Here is a 17,004-nt window from a genome sequence, read left to right as displayed (position 1 = left end):
TACATGCCCGGCCTAACCCTGTTGCGGCCGGGCACGCGGCGTTACTTGAGCGGTGTCAACGGCGGCAGTTTCCATTGACCATTACCCACCTCAGGCTTGGGCAGGTAAATCCGCAGTACGGCATAAAACGGGCCGGGAGGTGCTGGCAGCCAGTTGCTCTGTTCGGCTTTCGGCGGCTCATGGTGCTGCAACGCCAGGGTCAGGCCGCCGTCGGCGTCCAGCTTGAGGTTGGGCAGCATCCGCGAATTGATCAGGTAGCGTTTTTTCAGGTTCGGCGCCAGCAGCTTGGTCTTGGCGTCGTACATGGTCAGCGACCAGAAGGCATCGGCTGGCGGCAGTTGGTCCTTGGCGAAATGCACGGTGTAGCTGTGGCGTGCGCCGTTGGCCGGTTTACCTTCGCTGTCGACAAAGTAGGTCATGTAGATCGCTTCGTCGGTGGAATTGCCAAAAATGCCCAGGTCAGCCCCGGCATAGCGGTACAGGTAGTTGTTTTTCAGGCGGTCACGGCTGCCGAACAGGTCGCCGCTGGACACCTGATGGGTGTCGATCTTGTCTTTCTTGAAGGCCGCAAATTCAGCCCGGGCGTCGGCGATACCGTCTTCCAGGGCCTTGCGTTGCTCAACCGTCAGCTCTTTGACCTTGAATGGCGCGCCCGGGGCGATGCCGATCTTGGCGAAGCGGGCCAGCAGGTCTTTTTCGCTGTCCTGGGGGGCAGCAAACGCCAGCATGAAGTTCAGGTAGCGGAACAGTTGCGGGCCTTCGGTCATGGTGGCCATCGGCTTGGGCCATTCGATCTTCGGCACGGCGGCCGGGGCCGGCTGTTTCACATAGCTGCTCAGCGACTGCACTTTGTAGCCGTTCTGGATCTGCTTGACCTTGTTCAGGTCCTTTTCGTCAAACAATTGCGTGCGGTATAGGGCGTAGGCGATGTTGCTTTCGCTGTAGACCACGCGGTCGACGTCTACCGGCTGCTGACCTTTCCAGTCTGGCCCTGCGATCATGTAGTGACCGCCATTGTTGCCGGTGCTGCGGGTGCCCAGGTAGGCGATGTTCTGGGTGTAGAGGTCGATCAACTGCACCGAGTAGTAACGGTTGTCTTCGATCTTCGGCAGGGTCAGGACCAAGGGTTCCTTGCGCAGGTCCATCCACACGAAGGAGTAGGGCGTGTCCGAGTTCGGAGTGACGAACGCAGTGTCCTTGGGGGTGAACACCTGGGCGGTGTTGCCGATATGGTTGAACGGGGCCTTGAAGTTGGCACCGCCTTTATCAACGGCCTGGGTGTAGAGCGTCTTGTACATCGCCACGACCGGGTAGCCATACAGGTACGCCTCCTTGGCAATGGCCCGGGCTTCGGCGGGGGTGGCCGTGAAGTCGGCCAGGGCGCCGGTACTCATCAGTATCGAGAGGCTCGCCAACAGCAGGCGCGTCGGTTTTCCAATCATGTTGTTGCGTCCTTCCAGAGATCTTTTTAAAGGGCGTGGGATGAAAGCGCCGAGTTTCCAGTTTTATTTGCCGAACGTCACGTTAATCCCTGCGAACAAGGTGAACTGAGGCAGGCCATCGCCTTTGCGTGCCACGGTCCATTGCGGCTCTACATAGGCGTTCACGATGTTGGTGCCGGCTTTCCAGGCTTTGCCCGCGCCAAAACCGACCGGGATGTAGTGGGTGTCGTTCTTCAAATCGAAGGTCCAGGTGCCGGTGGAACGCAGGTACCAGCCCTTCGGCAGGTTATGAATGATAAACGGTTGAAAAGTTGCACTCTCCACGTGCGCTCGGTCACGGTCCCCGGCAAATGAGCTTTGGTATTGCACCAGCGCGCCCAGCAACCCACGGGGTGATGCATCGATGGCAATGGCCGCCAGCCCGGCCTGCCATTTGCCGGTGCCCAGCTCATCGTGCTCAGCCGTGGGCGCGGTGATCTGCGGGCCGATGCCCAACTGCACGCCTTCGGTCTTGAGCAAGAAGATATCGAACAGGTTCAGGTCGCCGATGCCAGTGCTGTAGCCACTGTGCGGGTCGGGTCGCGTGCTGATGGGCAGCGTGGCGCGCAACAGTTGCGGCACACCGATAAAGTCCGAGGGTGCGACCGGCAACGTGCCGCGCAGTAACAGGTCGTTGGTGTGGGCGTTAGTGTCGAAGAGCCTGGGGGTGTAGTAGTCCTGCAGGTTGGCACCTGGGGCGAGGTTGAGGGGGTTGTTGCTCTTGTTCGCCGTTTCGGCGTTGTCGGCCAGGGCGCTGGCGCCGGGCATTGTCAAAACGGCCAGCATCAATGCCGACCTATAAGGCGACTTGAACATGCGCGCTCCCCCCATACCTGGGCGACTATTCCTTGTGATTAATACCTGTAGGGCATGTCGATTGAAGCTAGCAGCTAAATCCGGACGCGCTAGGCAAAACGGCGAATTAGTGCAGGACTGAGGGGGCTGTCACAAGGCTGTCACACCCTGCGAAGGGCCGCCCAGGCTGGGCGGCGAGGCGCTGAAGTGGCGTCAGGCGTTGGGCAGCATCGATTTGACTTTGTCGCGCAATTGATCGATCGAGAAGGGTTTACCGATCACCTGCATGCCGGGTGGCACATCGATATTTTCGGCATAACCGCTGGCGAAGAGGATGGGCAGGGCGGGGCGCAGTTCGCGTACTTTGGTCGCCAGTTGCTTGCCGTCCATGTCGGGCAGGCCGACGTCGGTCATCATCAGGTCGATGGCCTGGGCCGAGTCCTGCACGATTGCGAGGGCCTCCTCGGCATCAGCGGCTTCAAGCACCTGAAACTCCAATTCTTCGAGGACATCGACGATCAGCATGCGCACGATGGCGTCGTCTTCGACTACAAGGATGGTGGAATCAGCGGCGGACATAAGTAGGGTTCCCGAGAAGTGGAGGTGCAGGTCTTGATCGGATAAAGACCATCCTCTAATGAGTCATGACAATCTCGGCAAGTTCCCGGCCTGGGGGTGGCATTGTGAAGGCATTCGTAGGGAATGTCTCGCTCGAACCTCTCTGGCTTCGTACGAATCGGCAGGCATTTGCCCCAAGTTGTCGCGTAAACATAGCCCTGGCCATCGACTTTGGGGCAAACTCCCGGTTTTTACACACTTGGCCAAGGCATGCCCATGACTCCTGCGTCGTCCGTCGATGAAAAGAGCTTTCGTAATCTACTGAGCCGAAATGTGGCCTTGCCCCTGGGTGTGGGCGTGCTCAGTGCCGTGTTTTTCGTCTGCCTGATCACCTACTTGTTGACGGTGATCCAGTGGGTGGAGCACACCGACCGGGTGATCAACAACCTCAATGAGTCATCCAAGCTGACGGTGGACCTGGAAACCGGCATGCGCGGCTTCCTGATCACTGGCGACGAGCATTTCCTCGACCCTTACGAAGTGGCCAAGCCACGGATCATTGCCGACCTGCGCAACCTGCAGGATCTGGTGGCAGACAATCCCCAGCAGGTGGATCGCCTCAAGCGCCTCGAAGCCTTGCAGATCGAGTGGAACAAGTACGCCCAGTCGATGATTGATATGCAGCGCGAAAGCGGTGACTACCGCAGCGCAGTCAAGGCGGGGCGAGGCAAGCGCCTGACCGATGAGATCCGCAAGGAATACGACGATGCGGTGGCGATGGAGCAGCAGTTCCGTATTACCCGTAACGAAGAAGTCACCCGTACCACCATTATCAGTGTCACCTTGTACCTGGCCTTCGTGCTCGGCCTGAGCGGTTTCCTGGCGTATATCGGCCGAAAAAATCTGGTTTCGTTATCAGAGAGTTACAACGCAAACCTCGCGTCACAGCAGAGGATTGCGGGGCGCCTGGAGCAGCAGGCCTGGTTGCGCAACGGCCAGACTGAACTGGCGGAACAGGTGCTGGGCCAACTGACCTTGAACATGCTCGGCCGCAATATCCTGCAGTTTTTTGCCCAATACATGGGCTCGGCCGTGGCGGCGTTGTATGTACGCGAAGAGCATGGCGGCCTGCGCCGCGTGGCCACTTATGGCTTCTCTCGTGAGCAGGAGCAGCTGGAGCAGTCGATCTACAGCGATGAAGGCATCGTCGGCCAGGCCGCGCAGTTGGATCGCCTGATCCGCCTAGACGACGTGCCGGTGGACTACTTCAAGGTCAGCTCCGGCCTGGGCGAAGGTTCGACCCGCAGCGTGCTGGTGATGCCCACCAGTGACGATGATCGCGTCAACGGCGTGATCGAACTGGGCTTCCTGCGCCCGGTGCAGGAGCGTGATGTGGAACTGCTGGAGCTGATCGCCGGCAACATCGGCACCTCCATCGAGGCCGCCCGCTATCGCCAGCGCCTGCAGGAAGTGCTGGCCGAGACCCAACAGCTCAACGAAGAGCTGCAAGTGCAACAGGAAGAGCTCAAGACCGCCAACGAAGAGCTGGAAGAACAGTCGCGCATCCTCAAGGAATCCCAGGCTCACCTGGAAACCCAGCAGGCGGAACTGGAGCAGACCAATGAGCAGTTGGCCGAGCAGACCCAGACCCTGGCCGAACAGCGCGACGCCATGGACCGCAAGAACATCGAGCTCAACAGGGCCCAGATGGAGCTGGAAGACCGCGCCGACGAACTGCAGCGTTCCAGCAAGTACAAGTCCGAATTCCTCGCCAACATGTCCCACGAGTTGCGCACACCGCTGAACAGCTCGCTGATCCTGGCCAAGTTGCTGGCCGAGAACCCCCAGGAAAACCTCAGCGCCGAGCAGGTCAAGTTTGCCGAGTCGATCTATTCGGCCGGCAACGATCTGCTGAACCTGATCAACGACATCCTGGATATTTCCAAGGTGGAAGCCGGCAAGCTCGAAATGCGTCCGGAGAACTCCAGCGTCGCGCGCCTGGTGGACGGCCTGCGTGGCCTGTTCGAGCCGCTGGCGGCCGATCGCAAGCTGGGCTTCCAGCTGCAGGTCCAGGCTGACGCGCCGGCGATGCTGTTCACCGACCGCCAGCGCCTGGAACAGATCCTCAAGAACCTGCTGTCCAACGCGATCAAGTTCACCGAGCAGGGCGAGGTGAGCCTGTCGGTGTCCCGTGCGCCGGGGGAGGGCATTGCCTTTACCGTGCGCGATTCCGGCATCGGCATTGCGCCGGACCAGCAGGAAAGCATCTTCGAAGCTTTCCGCCAGGCCGACGGCACCACCAACCGCCGTTACGGCGGCACCGGGCTGGGCCTGTCGATCTCCCGCGACCTGGCCACCTTGCTCGGCGGCTATATCAGCGTGACCAGCGAGCCGGGCAAGGGCAGCGTGTTTACCCTGGTCATGCCCGAGCAGTATGTGGAGCGTGAAGCGGATGCGCCGGCGATCGAGCAACCACGCCAGGTGGTGGCAGCGCCCGCGCCGACGCCGACGCCGATCAAGGTGTCGCCGTTGCTGGTGGCTGACGCAGCCGCCATCCCGCGCTTTGCCGATGACCGCGACAAGGCACCGTTCACCAACCGTTGCATCCTGGTGGTGGAAGACGAGCCCAACTTTGCGCGCATCCTGTTCGACCTGGCCCATGAGCTGGGCTATCACTGCCTGGTGGCCCACGGCGCCGATGAAGGCTACAGCCTGGCCGAAGAGTTCATCCCGGATGCGATCCTGCTGGACATGCGCCTGCCGGACCACTCCGGCCTGACTGTGCTGCAACGCCTCAAGGAACACGCCGATACCCGGCACATCCCGGTGCACGTGATTTCCGTGGAAGACCGCGTCGAGGCCGCCATGCACATGGGCGCCGTGGGTTATGCGGTCAAGCCCACCACCCGCGAAGAACTCAAGGACGTGTTCGCCCGCCTGGAAGCCAAGCTGACCCAGAAGGTCAAGCGCGTGCTGCTGGTAGAGGACGATGACCTGCAGCGTGACAGCATTGCTCGCCTGATCGGTGACGATGACATCGAAATCACCGACGTTGGTTACGCCCAGGCCGCACTCGACCTGCTGCGTACCAACGTCTACGACTGCATGATCATCGACCTGAAACTGCCGGACATGCTCGGCAACGAGCTGCTCAAGCGCATGGCCACCGAGGACATCTGCTCGTTCCCACCGGTGATCGTCTACACCGGGCGCAACCTGACCCGGGATGAAGAGGCCGAGCTGCGCAAGTATTCGCGTTCGATCATCATCAAGGGCGCGCGCTCGCCGGAACGCCTGTTGGACGAAGTGACACTCTTTCTGCACAAAGTCGAATCCCAGCTGTCCCATGACCGCCAGAAGATGCTCAAGACCGCGCGCAGCCGCGACAAGGTCTTCGAGGGGCGCAAGATCCTGCTGGTCGACGACGATGTGCGCAATATCTTCGCCCTGACCAGCGCCCTGGAGCACAAAGGCGCCGTGGTGGTGATCGGGCGTAACGGCCGTGAAGCCATCGACAAACTCAATGAAGTCGACGATATCGACCTGGTGTTGATGGACGTGATGATGCCGGAAATGGACGGTTACGAGGCCACCGCCTTGATTCGCCAGGACCCGCGGTGGAAAAAGCTGCCGATCATCGCGGTGACGGCCAAGGCCATGAAGGACGATCAGGAGCGCTGCCTGGCAGCCGGCTCCAACGATTACCTGGCCAAGCCGATTGATCTGGACCGTCTGTTCTCACTGATTCGCGTGTGGCTACCCAAGATGGAACGGATTTAAGTGGAGCGAAGTTTTTTGGACAAAAGCAGCGATATTGAGCTGCGCCTGTTGATCGAGGCGATTTACCTCAAGTACAGCTACGATTTTCGCGACTACTCCGGCGCGTCGGTCAAGCGCCGCGTGGCGCATGCCCTGCGCCAGTTCGACTGCGCGACGATTTCGGCGCTGCAGGAGCGGGTGCTGCATGACCCGGCGGCGTTCATGCAATTGCTGCAGTTCTTGACGATTCCGGTGAGCGAGATGTTTCGTGACCCGTCGCACTTCCTGGCGATCCGCCAGGAGGTGGTGCCGCTGCTCAAGACGTACCCATCGATCAAGATCTGGATCGCCGGCTGCAGCACCGGCGAAGAGGTGTACTCCATGGCCATCCTGCTGCGTGAGGAAGGGCTGCTGGAGCGCACGATCATCTACGCCACGGACATCAACCCGGCATCGCTGGACAAGGCCAAGCAGGGGATCTTCTCCTTGGAGAACGTACGCGCCTACACCGCCAACTACCAGCAGGCCGGTGGCCAACGTTCATTTGCCGACTACTACACCGCGGCATACGATTACGCGATCTTCGACAAGACCTTGCGCGAGAACGTGACCTTCGCCGATCACAGCCTGGCGACCGACAGCGTATTCTCAGAGACTCAATTAATTTCGTGTCGCAACGTATTGATTTACTTCAATAAAAAATTGCAAGATCGGGCGTTTGGATTGTTTCACGAGTCGCTGTGCCATCGTGGTTTCCTGGTGCTGGGCAGCAAGGAAACCCTGGATTTCTCGGCTTTCGGCAAACAATTCGAACCCTTGGTCAAGCAGGAACGGATCTACCGAAAACTATGAACCCAGTGGCGGCAGGCCCGGCACGTGTCCCGGGGATAGAGGCGATTGTGATCGGCGCATCCGCAGGCGGCGTCGAGGCCTTGTTGACGGTGTTCGGTGAGCTGCCCAGTGGTTTCGGCCTGCCGATCATCACCGTGCTGCACTTGCCAGACGAGCGCCGCAGCCAACTGGCCGAGGTGTTCGACCGCCGTGTGGCGATGCCGGTGGTCGAGGCGCGTGACAAGGAGGCGATCCGGCCTGGCACCTTGTATTTTGCCGGCCCTGGGTATCATCTATCGGTAGAGCATGACCACAGCCTGTCCTTGAGCCAGGAAGACCGGGTGCACCATTCGCGGCCGGCCATCGATTACCTGTTCGAGTCCGCCGCCGACACCTATGGCCCAGGCCTGATGGCCATCCTGCTGACCGGCGCCAACCACGACGGCGCCCGTGGCCTGGCCCACGTCAAGCAGCAGGGCGGAACCACCGTGGTGCAAGACCCTGCCGAAGCGCGTGTGGCCGTGATGCCCCGGGCGGCCCTGGCACTGCATACACCTGACCACATTCTTTCTTTGAGCCGCATTGGCTCATTGCTGGCTTCCCTGGAATATTCCCCATGTTAAGTACTGTCCAGGCCAAACTGCTGATCGTTGACGATCTGCCGGAAAACCTGCTCGCCCTCGAAGCGCTGATCAAGCGCGAGGACCGCCAGGTGTTCAAGGCATTGAGCGCCGACGAGGCCTTGTCACTGTTGCTGGAGCACGAGTTCGCCATGGCGATTCTAGACGTGCAGATGCCCGGCATGAACGGTTTCGAGCTGGCCGAACTGATGCGCGGCACCGAAAAGACCAAGAACATCCCGATCGTGTTCGTCAGCGCCGCTGGCCGCGAACTCAACTACGCGTTCAAGGGTTACGAAAGCGGCGCCGTGGACTTTCTGCACAAGCCGTTGGACATCCACGCGGTCAAAAGCAAGGTCAACGTATTCGTCGACCTGTACCGCCAGAGCAAGGCCATGAAGCAACAGGTCGAAGCCCTGGAGCGCAGCCGGCGCGAACAGGAACTGCTGCTGACACGCCTGCAGGCCACCCAGGCCGAGCTGGAGCAGGCAGTGCGCATGCGTGATGATTTCATGTCGATCGTCGCCCATGAGGTGCGCACGCCCCTCAATGGCCTGATCCTCGAAACCCAGCTGCGCAAGATGCACTTGGCCCGGGACAACGCCGCCGCGTTCACCCTGGACAAGATGCACGCCATGGTCGATCGCGATGAGCGGCAGATCCAGAGCCTGATCCGCCTGATCGAAGACATGCTCGACGTGTCGCGCATCCGTACCGGCAAGCTGTCGATCCGGCCTGCACGGTTTGACCTGACGCAGTTGGTGCACAACCTGGTGGAAAACTTCGCGCCGCAGGTGGCCGCTGCTGGCTCGACCATGCAACTGGTGGTCGAAGGGCCTGTGGAAGGCAACTGGGATGAGTTCCGCATCGAGCAAGTGATCACCAACCTGCTGACCAACGCCTTGCGCTACGGGGCCAAGAGCCCGGTAGATGTGCGGGTGTACACCGAACACGGTGAGGCACGAGTGGAAGTGCGTGACCGGGGTATTGGTATCAGCGAAGAGAACCAGAAGCGCATTTTTCAGCAGTTCGAGCGGGTCTCGGCCAGCCACGTCGCGGCCGGGTTGGGCCTGGGGCTGTTTATTTCCGAGCAGATCGTCGCGGCCCATGGCGGCACTATCGAAGTCGAAAGCCAGATAGGCGAGGGCGCCCTGTTCCGGGTGTGCCTGCCCCTTGAAGCGTCGGTATGAAATCAATCGTCAGCTTGACGCAACCTTCTGCGTGACCCCATGGTCGTAATTGCAGCAATTGACCGGATTAAGGCTTCCCATGAGTGAAGATGCACAAGATGTCGTTCTCATCGTCGAGGACGACGAATCCATTATGTTTGTGCTGGGTGAATACCTGGCAGGCCTGGGCTATCGGGTCTTGAAGGCGATCGATGGCGAACAGGCCTTCGAGATTCTGGCTACCAAGCCGCACCTGGACCTGATGGTCACCGATTACCGCTTGCCTGGCGGCATTTCCGGGGTACAGATCGCCGAGCCTGCAATCAAGCTGCGCCCGGAATTGAAAGTCATCTTTATCAGTGGGTACCCGCAGGAAATCCTCGACTGCAACAGCCCGATCACGCGCAATGCACCGATCCTGGCCAAGCCGTTTGACCTTGATACCCTACAGGAACATATCCAGCGCCTCTTGGCGTAGTAGCGAGCGCGCGGTGCGGTGGTGTGTCAGCTATCTATGAGGAGGCTGACACTGCGCGGCGCGGGGCAAGCCCGCTCACTACAGGCTTTTGATCATTTCGCGGACTTTGGCGGTCAGCAGGTCGAAGGTGAAGGGCTTGGTGATCAACTGCATCCCCGGGTCCAGAAAGCCGCCGCGTACCGCTGCATGTTCGGCGTACCCGGTGATGAACAGTACTTTGAGCTCAGGGCGGATCTGCCGGCCGATTTCCGCCAGTTGCCGACCGTTCATGCCGGGCAACCCGACATCGCTGATCAACAGGTCGATACGCTGGTCCGACTCGATGATCGGCACCGCCGTATCGGCGTCGCCCGCTTCGACAAAGCCGTAACCCAGCTCCTTGAGCACGGCGCTGACCAAGACGCGCACCGCCGGGTCGTCCTCCACAATCAGCACGGTTTCGCCGGCATTGGCGAATGGCAACAGCGCCGGGTTGGCTGCCTCTACCTGCGCGATTTCGCCTAAAAAGCGCGGCAGAAACAGACTCACCGTCGTGCCTTTACCGACTTCACTGTGAATCGTCACATGCCCATGGGATTGGCGGGCAAAACCGTAAATCATCGATAGACCCAGGCCGGTACCCTGGCCGATCGGCTTGGTGGTGAAAAACGGGTCGAACACACGGCTCAACAGGGTTTGCGGAATGCCGCAACCGGTGTCGCTGACGCTCAGCTCCACGTAATCACCGGGTTTCAACGTGCCATAAGCGGCGGTAAACACGCTGTCGAGGTGGCGGTTGGTGGTTTCAACCACCAACTGGCCGCCGTTGGGCATGGCGTCGCGGGCATTGATCACCAGGTTGAGCAGGGCGCTTTCCAGTTGGTTGGGGTCCGCTTCGGCGGTCCACAGCTCGTGGGTCAGGCGCATGTCCAGGGCGATGCTTTCGTTGATGCTGCGCTGCAGCAGCTCGCCCATGGAGCTGACCAATTGGTTGATCTCCACGGGCTTGGAGTCCAGCGATTGACGACGGGAGAACGCCAGCAGGCGGTGGGTGAGGCCGGCGGCGCGGTTGGCCGAGGTGACGCCCAGGTCGATCAGGCTGTCGAGGTCGTCCAGCTTGCCCCGGGACACACGTCGGCGCAGCAGCTCCAGGCTGCCGATGATGCCGGTGAGCATGTTGTTGAAGTCATGGGCGATACCCCCGGTCAACTGGCCGACCGCTTCCATTTTCTGCGACTGGCGCAGTGCATCCTCGTTGTAGCGCAACTGGGCGGTACGCTCTTCCACCTGCTGCTCCAAGGTTTCCAGGGTGCTTTGCAGGCGCCGTTCGCTTTCGCTCAGGTCGATCAGACGGTCCCGCGCGTCATATTGCCGGCGTCTGCCGCGCAGGGCGGCGCTGACCATACTGATCAGGGTGACCGGGTGAAATGGCCGCTCCAGGAAGGTGACGTTGCCCAGCAGGCCGCTCAGGTGTGACGAGCCGTTCTGCTCGCTGCCGCCGTGATGGGTCATCAGCACGATCGGCAGGTCGGACCAGGCCGGCTGCTGGTGCAGGTACTCCAGCAGCGGGTCCAGCTCAACGCCGCGCAAGGCTTCGGCCGCGATCACCAGCAAGCCGGCACCTTGCTCCAGCGCGTCGCACAGGTGGACCAGGTTGTTGGCAACGATGCCGCTGTAGCCGGCTTCGTTGAGCATCATCAACGCCAGGGTGCTGTCGCGCCCCAAGGGCGCAAGAATAATCGCGCGCTCGGAGACCGGCATAGGTTCGGCCACTAGCCCTCATCCTTGAGCAGAGGCGAACCGGCACCGAGGTAGGTGGGGATGCCGCGCAGCACACCCTGGAAGTTGTCCAGGGGTTCGCCCACGGTCATGCCGCGGCTGCCGATACGGTATTCTCGGATGGTCGATTCATGGGAGCCGGTGCGTTTCTTGATGATCGAGATCGCGCGACGCACCTTGCCCAGCGCTTCGAAGTACCGCAGCAGAATCACCGTGTCGGCCAGGTAGGTGATGTCCACCGGCGCCTGCATGTCGCCGACCAGGCCATGCTGGGCCACGGTCATGAAGGTCGCGGCGCCGCGACGGTTGAGGTACAGCAGCAACTCGTGCATGTGCAGGATCAGCGCGTTCTCTTCTGGCATCGCGGCCTGGTAGCCGTTGACGCTGTCGATCACTACCGTCTTGATGCCGCGCTCATCCACGCAGCGCCGCACGCGGTGGGAGAACTCGCCGGGTGACAGCTCGGCGGCGTCCACCTGTTCGATCAGCAGGTTGCCGGTGGCTTGCAGCGCCTCAAGGTCGATGCCCATGTTTTTCATGCGCTCGAACAGCAGGCCCAGCTCTTCATCAAAGATGAACAGCGCGGCTTTCTCGCCACGGGCTACGGCGGCGGCGGCGAAAATCATCGAAATCAGCGATTTGCCCGTACCCGCCGGGCCGAGAATCAGGCTGCTGGAACCGGTCTCGATGCCGCCACCGAGCAACGAATCCAGCTCTTTGATGCCGCTGCTCAACGTTTGGCGGTTATAGCCACCCCGGTGCTCGGCCGCGACCAGTCGGGGGAATACGTGTACACCGTCTTGCATGATGGTGAAGTCATGGAAGCCACCCCGGTATTTCTGGCCGCGGTACTTCACCACCCGCACCCGACGGCGTTCGGCGCCGTAGTTGGGGGTCAGTTCTTCCAGGCGAATCACCCCGTGGGCCACGCTGTGCACGGTCTTGTCGAGGGATTCGGTGGTGAGGTCGTCCAGCAGCAACACGGTGGCGTCGTAGCGCACGAAGTAATGTTTGATAGCCAGGATCTGCCGGCGATAGCGCAGCGAGCTCTGGGCCAGCAGGCGAATCTCGGACAGGCTGTCGACCACGACACGGGTCGGCTTGACCCGTTCCACCACTTCGAAGATCTGCCGGGTCGCTTCACCCAGCTCCAGGTCCGAGGAGTACAGCAGGCTCTGCTGATGCTCGGCGTTGAGCAGGCTCTCGGGCGGGGTCAGTTCGAAGATATGAATATTATCGTCCAGGTCCCAACCATGGGACTTGGCACCCTGGCGCAGTTCACGCTCGGTCTCCGACAGGGTGATGTACAGCGAACGCTCGCCGTTGTTTGCACCGGCCTGCAGGAAATGCAGGGCCACGGTGGTCTTGCCGGTGCCCGGCTCACCCTCCAGCAAGAACAGATGGCTACGCGATAGCCCCCCGGAAAGAATGTCATCAAGACCTTCGATGCCGGTGGCCGCCTTTTCACTGAACAGCGTATTGGATGTAGACAAGAAGTGCCCTCAGGTCACGTACAAGTAGAGGGGCGCGCCACCTGGGGGCGCGCCATATTCACTTGACCGTAGTGGCTCGTGGCGGTTCAACGTTTGATGATATTTGTACAGCGGACGCGTTGATTTACAAGTTTTTGTAGCGCAGCTACAGGCCTTGCTGAAGCGCCGGATCGTCCGGGTTCTGTTGTTCAAGCTGGGCCAGCAACACTTGCACATTCTGCAACTGGCCGGTTTCTTTCCAATAGTTGATCAGCAACACCCGAGCTTTGCGATTGGCGGGATGGCGCTGCACAATTTCTTCCAACTGGCGCTGGGCGGCTTCCAATTCTTCCTGGGCATGCAACGTGGTCGCGAGGTCGTAACGGTAATCCTGATTGTCCGGCTCCAGTTCCACCGCCTTGGACAGGCCGAGCAGGGCATACGGGCGCTCGCCATGGTGCAGCAACCACATGCCCAGGGCGTGTTGCAGGTAGGCCGACTCCGGGTGAGCCGCCAATTGGCGCGCCAGCAGTTGGCGCGATTCGTCGGTCTTGCCTTGCTTGTCCAGCAGCTCGATCTGCGCAACCACGGCCTGCAGGTTGTCCGGCTGCAAGCGCATGGCCTGCTCCAGGGCGTTTTGCGCATCTGGCAACAAGGCGCTGTGGATGTACAGGCGCGCCAGTTGAATCCAGCCTTCGGCGGTTTCGGGCTGGCCCTTGAGTTTTTTCACGAATTCATCGAGCACTTGCTGCAACGGGCCAAAGTACAGGCCCAAGGTATCCGGCGACAGGCCCAGCAATGCATTGGCGGCGGCAAAGCGCACGTCTTGTTCAGGGTCGTCCAATACCGGGCCGAGCAGCAAGGTGCGCTGGCCGGTGGGCACCAGGCCGACAATGCTGTGGATCGCCGCTTCGCGGACCAGTGGCGCATCATTGGCCAGGTCTTTATCCGCCAGTTTCAGGGCCTGGGGGCTTGGGTAGTTGGGCAATTCTGCGTGCAGTGCAGCACGTCGCTCGGGCGAAAGGTCAGGGCGGCCCAGCTGCTGGTACAGCACGCGCGCGGCTCCCGGCTCGCCGTTATGGGCCTGGCGCAGCGCCTTGGCGTAACCATGGGCAATCGCCGGCGGCACGGTCACTTGAGTGGAACGGGAGAAAAACCAGGTGATGAGCACAATAGACAACAGGGCGCACAGGCCGATGAGGGCGTAACGGCGTGACTTTGACATGCAGGCGTCCAAAAGCTGGGGCAGCTATCGCAAAGCCACCAGCTTCGGTCAGACCACGGCGAGTGTCAAACCTGTATCAGGTGAGCACGTACTCCACGGGCTCCAGGGGCGGCGGCAGGTCGGTATCGCCCAAGGCGGCGCGGACCTCACGCTCCAACGTGCGCAGGATGGCGTTGCACGGCAGGTCGTTTTCGTCGAAACCGAAGGGGTCTTCCAGGTCGTCGCCAATCTCATCCAGACCAAAGAACGTGTAGCTGACAATGGCGGTGAACACCGGCGTCAACCAGCCCAGCGGCTCGGCCATGGCAAACGGCAGCAAGATGCAGAACAGGTAGATGGTGCGGTGCAGCAACAAGGTGTAGGGGAAGGGCAGCGGCGTGTGCTTGATCCGCTCGCACGAGGCCTGCACCTGGCTGAGGCTGACCAGCCGGGTTTCCAGTTGAGTGTAACGCCACTCGCTGATCACGCCTTGCTCAGTCAGCGCAGAAAACCGTGCGCCGAGTCGTTGCAGGACTTGATCTGGCAGGTTCGGATGCCCTTGATCGACCGAGGCCCAAGGGGCGATTGCGCGAGTTTCATCCTCCAGGCGCAAGCGCGCGATCAGCCCATGGGCAAACCCGCACAGCCCGCGCAAAAGGCCGGCACGCTCCGGCGTATCGCCCAGTACCTGGGTTTCGCGGATCAACGAGCGCACATCAATGATCATTTGCCCCAGCTGCTTGCGCCCCTCCCACCAGCGGTCGTAGCAGGCGTTGTTGCGAAAACTCATGAAGATCGACAGCGACAGGCCCAGCAAGGTGAACGGCGTGGCGTTGACCTTGGAAAAATAGGCCGGGTGCCAGGTTTCTACCAACACGATCACTGAAGCCAGCAAGGTCACCAGCAAGCTGCGCAGGGCAATGCGCTTGGCAATCGAGCCTTTGAGGGAGAACAGGATACCCAAGAGGTTGGGTTTGGGGCGGACGATCATCGGGCGGGGCTTCTTATGTGGCGCAGGTCCTCAGGTTAGAAGCTGGCACCCGCGACGTCCAATCGCTTGGGTCGACCCGTTGATAAGCGCGATCGATGATTGGCCAAACCAGTCAGTCATGTTGAAGGCTTTGACCATTGCTGCTGCGCCGCTCTAGAGCGACTATTTCCGCGATTCGTGTGATGCAAAATGTCCTGAAAATAAAAATACAGAAGGATTTGAAGCAATGCGTGAGTATTTGGCTGCCACTACCGAGTTCGATTACCAGCACACCGTCGACGCCGCGTTGGCCGGCACCCTGCAGGGCCTCAATGCCTGTGTGGAGTGTTGCGACCGCCACGCGCTGCCGGGGCGAATTGCGTTGTTCTGGGAGGGCAAGGACGGCCGCAGCGCCACGTCCACCTTCACCGAGTTGCAAGACCAGGCCTCACGTTTTGCCAATTTCCTGCTGGCCCAGGGCGTCACGCGCGGCGACAAGGTGGCCGGCCTGCTGCCGCGCACCGCTGAATTGTTGGTGGTGGTGTTGGCCACCTGGCGTATCGGTGCCGTGTATCAACCGCTGTTTACCGCCTTTGGCCCCAAGGCCATCGAACACCGCCTGGGCAGCTCGGGCGCTAAGTTGGTGGTCACCGACGCGGTGAACCGGCCCAAGCTCGCCGAAGTTGAGGGCTGCCCGACCATCGTCACCGTCGCCGGGCCCAAAGGCGAAGGCATCGTGCGCGGCGACTACAGTTTCTGGGCCGAACTGCCCAACCATTCCAATAACTGCGCCCCCGTGCTGCTGAGCGCCGATGACCCGTTCCTGCTGATGTTCACCTCGGGCACCACCGGCCCGTCGAAGGCGCTGTCGGTGCCGCTCAAGGCCATCGTCGCGTTCCAGAGCTACACCCGCGACGCCGTCGACCTGCGCCCTGAAGACGCGTTCTGGAACGTCGCCGACCCGGGCTGGGCCTATGGCATTTATTTCGGCGTGACCGGCCCACTGTCCATGGGCCACCCGATCACCTTCTACGATGGGCCGTTCACCCTGGAAAGCACGTGCCGGGTGATCAACAAATACGGCATCACCAACCTCACCGGTTCGCCAACGGCCTACCGCCTGCTGATTGCCGGTGGCGAGCAGTTCGCCCAGTCGATCAAGGGCAAGCTGCGCATTGTCAGCAGCGCCGGCGAGCCCTTGAACCCGGAAGTGATTCGCTGGTTTGCCGACAACCTCGGCGTGACCATCCACGACCACTACGGCCAGACCGAACTGGGCATGGTGCTGTGCAATCACCATGGCCTGGAGCACCCGGTGCACGTCGGCTCGGCGGGTTTTGCCTCGCCGGGCCATCGCATCGTGGTATTGGACGACGACTATCAAGAACTGCCGGCCGGCGTGCCCGGCATCCTGGCCATCGACCGCGAGCAATCACCGATGTGCTGGTTTGCCGGCTACGACGGCGTGAAGACCAAGGCCTTCGTCGGCAAGTACTACCTCAGCGGCGACACCGTGGAGCTCAACCCCAACGGCAGCATCAGTTTCGTCGGGCGCAGCGATGACGTGATCACCACCTCCGGCTACCGGGTCGGCCCGTTCGACGTGGAAAGCGCCCTGGTGGAGCACCCAGCGGTGATCGAAGCGGCTGTGGTGGGCAAACCTTGCCCGCAACGCACCGAACTGGTGAAGGCTTTTGTAGTGATCAATGCGCACTACCGCGCCACCGAGGAACTCGCCGAAGAGCTGCGCCAGCACGTGCGCAAGCGCCTGGCGGCGCACGCGTATCCCCGGGAAATCGAATTCGTCAGCGACTTGCCCAAGACCCCGAGCGGCAAGCTGCAACGCTTTATTTTACGTAATCAGGAAATCGCCAAGGCGGCGGTGGCCTGACCTTTTTTCAAGGACACA

13 protein-coding genes are annotated in these 17,004 nt (G+C 61.0%); 6 read left to right on the top strand and 7 right to left on the bottom strand.

Features of this window, described 5'->3' with window-relative positions:
* Positions 1 to 41: 41 nt before the first annotated feature.
* The 3 genes from M2394_RS01750 to M2394_RS01740 all read right to left on the bottom strand — a co-directional run bounded on the left by M2394_RS01750 (position 42) and on the right by M2394_RS01740 (position 2,855).
* Positions 42 to 1,442: a DUF1254 domain-containing protein gene (locus M2394_RS01750; RefSeq protein ID WP_178925924.1), complete on the bottom strand. Its 1,401-nt coding sequence runs from the start codon at positions 1,440 to 1,442 to the stop codon at positions 42 to 44.
* A 63-nt stretch (positions 1,443 to 1,505) separates the two neighbouring features.
* The gene (locus tag M2394_RS01745) at positions 1,506 to 2,267 is read right to left on the bottom strand and encodes a hypothetical protein (protein ID WP_178925923.1); all 762 of its coding nucleotides are present in this window, start codon (positions 2,265 to 2,267) and stop codon (positions 1,506 to 1,508) included.
* Positions 2,268 to 2,489: 222 nt separating this feature from the next.
* Positions 2,490 to 2,855, bottom strand: a complete 366-nt coding sequence (locus M2394_RS01740; RefSeq protein ID WP_178921860.1) for a response regulator — start codon at positions 2,853 to 2,855, stop codon at positions 2,490 to 2,492.
* Between the two features lie 255 nt (positions 2,856 to 3,110).
* Here M2394_RS01740 and M2394_RS01735 point away from each other — a divergent pair, with 255 nt between their 5' ends.
* The 5 genes from M2394_RS01735 (at position 3,111) to M2394_RS01715 (ending at position 9,691) form a co-directional block, all read left to right on the top strand.
* On the top strand, positions 3,111 to 6,614 hold the full coding sequence (locus M2394_RS01735) for a response regulator (RefSeq protein ID WP_259171408.1): 3,504 nt from the start codon (positions 3,111 to 3,113) through the stop codon (positions 6,612 to 6,614).
* On the top strand, positions 6,615 to 7,445 hold the full coding sequence (locus M2394_RS01730) for a protein-glutamate O-methyltransferase CheR (RefSeq protein WP_371319340.1): 831 nt from the start codon (positions 6,615 to 6,617) through the stop codon (positions 7,443 to 7,445). It abuts the gene before it with no gap.
* On the top strand, positions 7,442 to 8,047 hold the full coding sequence (locus M2394_RS01725) for a chemotaxis protein CheB (protein ID WP_178921858.1): 606 nt from the start codon (positions 7,442 to 7,444) through the stop codon (positions 8,045 to 8,047). Before M2394_RS01730 ends, M2394_RS01725 begins: the two co-directional genes overlap by 4 nt.
* A complete protein-coding gene (locus M2394_RS01720) occupies positions 8,041 to 9,234 on the top strand; it encodes a hybrid sensor histidine kinase/response regulator (protein ID WP_259171407.1) in 1,194 nt (397 codons plus the stop codon). The genes M2394_RS01725 and M2394_RS01720 overlap by 7 nt, the downstream gene beginning before the upstream one ends.
* A 79-nt stretch (positions 9,235 to 9,313) precedes the next feature.
* Positions 9,314 to 9,691 (top strand): response regulator, encoded by a 378-nt coding sequence (locus M2394_RS01715; RefSeq protein WP_003217591.1) that lies wholly within the window; start codon positions 9,314 to 9,316, stop codon positions 9,689 to 9,691.
* 78 nt (positions 9,692 to 9,769) lie between these two features.
* Here the strand turns inward: M2394_RS01715 and M2394_RS01710 are convergent, their stop codons facing one another.
* From M2394_RS01710 to M2394_RS01695, 4 genes are all read right to left on the bottom strand, one after another.
* Positions 9,770 to 11,431, bottom strand: a complete 1,662-nt coding sequence (locus M2394_RS01710) for an ATP-binding protein (protein WP_259171704.1) — start codon at positions 11,429 to 11,431, stop codon at positions 9,770 to 9,772.
* An 11-nt stretch (positions 11,432 to 11,442) separates the two neighbouring features.
* Positions 11,443 to 12,942 carry an ATPase domain-containing protein gene (locus tag M2394_RS01705; RefSeq protein WP_259171404.1) on the bottom strand — a complete coding sequence of 500 codons (1,500 nt, stop codon included), beginning with the start codon at positions 12,940 to 12,942 and terminating at the stop codon, positions 11,443 to 11,445.
* A gap of 145 nt (positions 12,943 to 13,087) precedes the next feature.
* Positions 13,088 to 14,146, bottom strand: coding sequence for a tetratricopeptide repeat protein (locus M2394_RS01700; RefSeq protein WP_178926111.1), 1,059 nt, complete (start codon positions 14,144 to 14,146; stop codon positions 13,088 to 13,090).
* 76 nt (positions 14,147 to 14,222) lie between these two features.
* The gene (locus M2394_RS01695; protein WP_259171403.1) at positions 14,223 to 15,116 is read right to left on the bottom strand and encodes a bestrophin family protein; all 894 of its coding nucleotides are present in this window, start codon (positions 15,114 to 15,116) and stop codon (positions 14,223 to 14,225) included.
* Positions 15,117 to 15,342: 226 nt separating this feature from the next.
* On the opposite strand from M2394_RS01695, the gene M2394_RS01690 reads away from it, so the two are divergent.
* Complete coding sequence (locus tag M2394_RS01690) at positions 15,343 to 16,986, top strand: AMP-binding protein (RefSeq protein WP_259171402.1); 1,644 nt, start codon at positions 15,343 to 15,345, stop codon at positions 16,984 to 16,986.
* Positions 16,987 to 17,004: the final 18 nt, after the last annotated feature.

Origin of the sequence: Pseudomonas sp. BIGb0164 (assembly GCF_024810135.1) — a bacterium.
Lineage (GTDB): Bacteria > Pseudomonadota > Gammaproteobacteria > Pseudomonadales > Pseudomonadaceae > Aquipseudomonas.
Note: the sequence above shows the minus strand (reverse complement) of the source record. Positions and strands in the feature narration are given on the sequence as shown.

Coding starts and splice junctions, on each gene's coding strand:
- M2394_RS01695 (WP_259171403.1), bottom strand. CDS start 15,116: ATGATCGTCCGCCCCAAACCCAACCTCTTGGGTATCCTGTTCTCCCTC.
- M2394_RS01710 (WP_259171704.1), bottom strand. CDS start 11,431: ATGCCGGTCTCCGAGCGCGCGATTATTCTTGCGCCCTTGGGGCGCGAC.
- M2394_RS01715 (WP_003217591.1), top strand. CDS start 9,314: ATGAGTGAAGATGCACAAGATGTCGTTCTCATCGTCGAGGACGACGAA.
- M2394_RS01735 (WP_259171408.1), top strand. CDS start 3,111: ATGACTCCTGCGTCGTCCGTCGATGAAAAGAGCTTTCGTAATCTACTG.
- M2394_RS01690 (WP_259171402.1), top strand. CDS start 15,343: ATGCGTGAGTATTTGGCTGCCACTACCGAGTTCGATTACCAGCACACC.
- M2394_RS01745 (WP_178925923.1), bottom strand. CDS start 2,267: ATGCTGGCCGTTTTGACAATGCCCGGCGCCAGCGCCCTGGCCGACAAC.
- M2394_RS01700 (WP_178926111.1), bottom strand. CDS start 14,146: ATGTCAAAGTCACGCCGTTACGCCCTCATCGGCCTGTGCGCCCTGTTG.
- M2394_RS01740 (WP_178921860.1), bottom strand. CDS start 2,855: ATGTCCGCCGCTGATTCCACCATCCTTGTAGTCGAAGACGACGCCATC.
- M2394_RS01750 (WP_178925924.1), bottom strand. CDS start 1,442: ATGATTGGAAAACCGACGCGCCTGCTGTTGGCGAGCCTCTCGATACTG.
- M2394_RS01725 (WP_178921858.1), top strand. CDS start 7,442: ATGAACCCAGTGGCGGCAGGCCCGGCACGTGTCCCGGGGATAGAGGCG.
- M2394_RS01720 (WP_259171407.1), top strand. CDS start 8,041: ATGTTAAGTACTGTCCAGGCCAAACTGCTGATCGTTGACGATCTGCCG.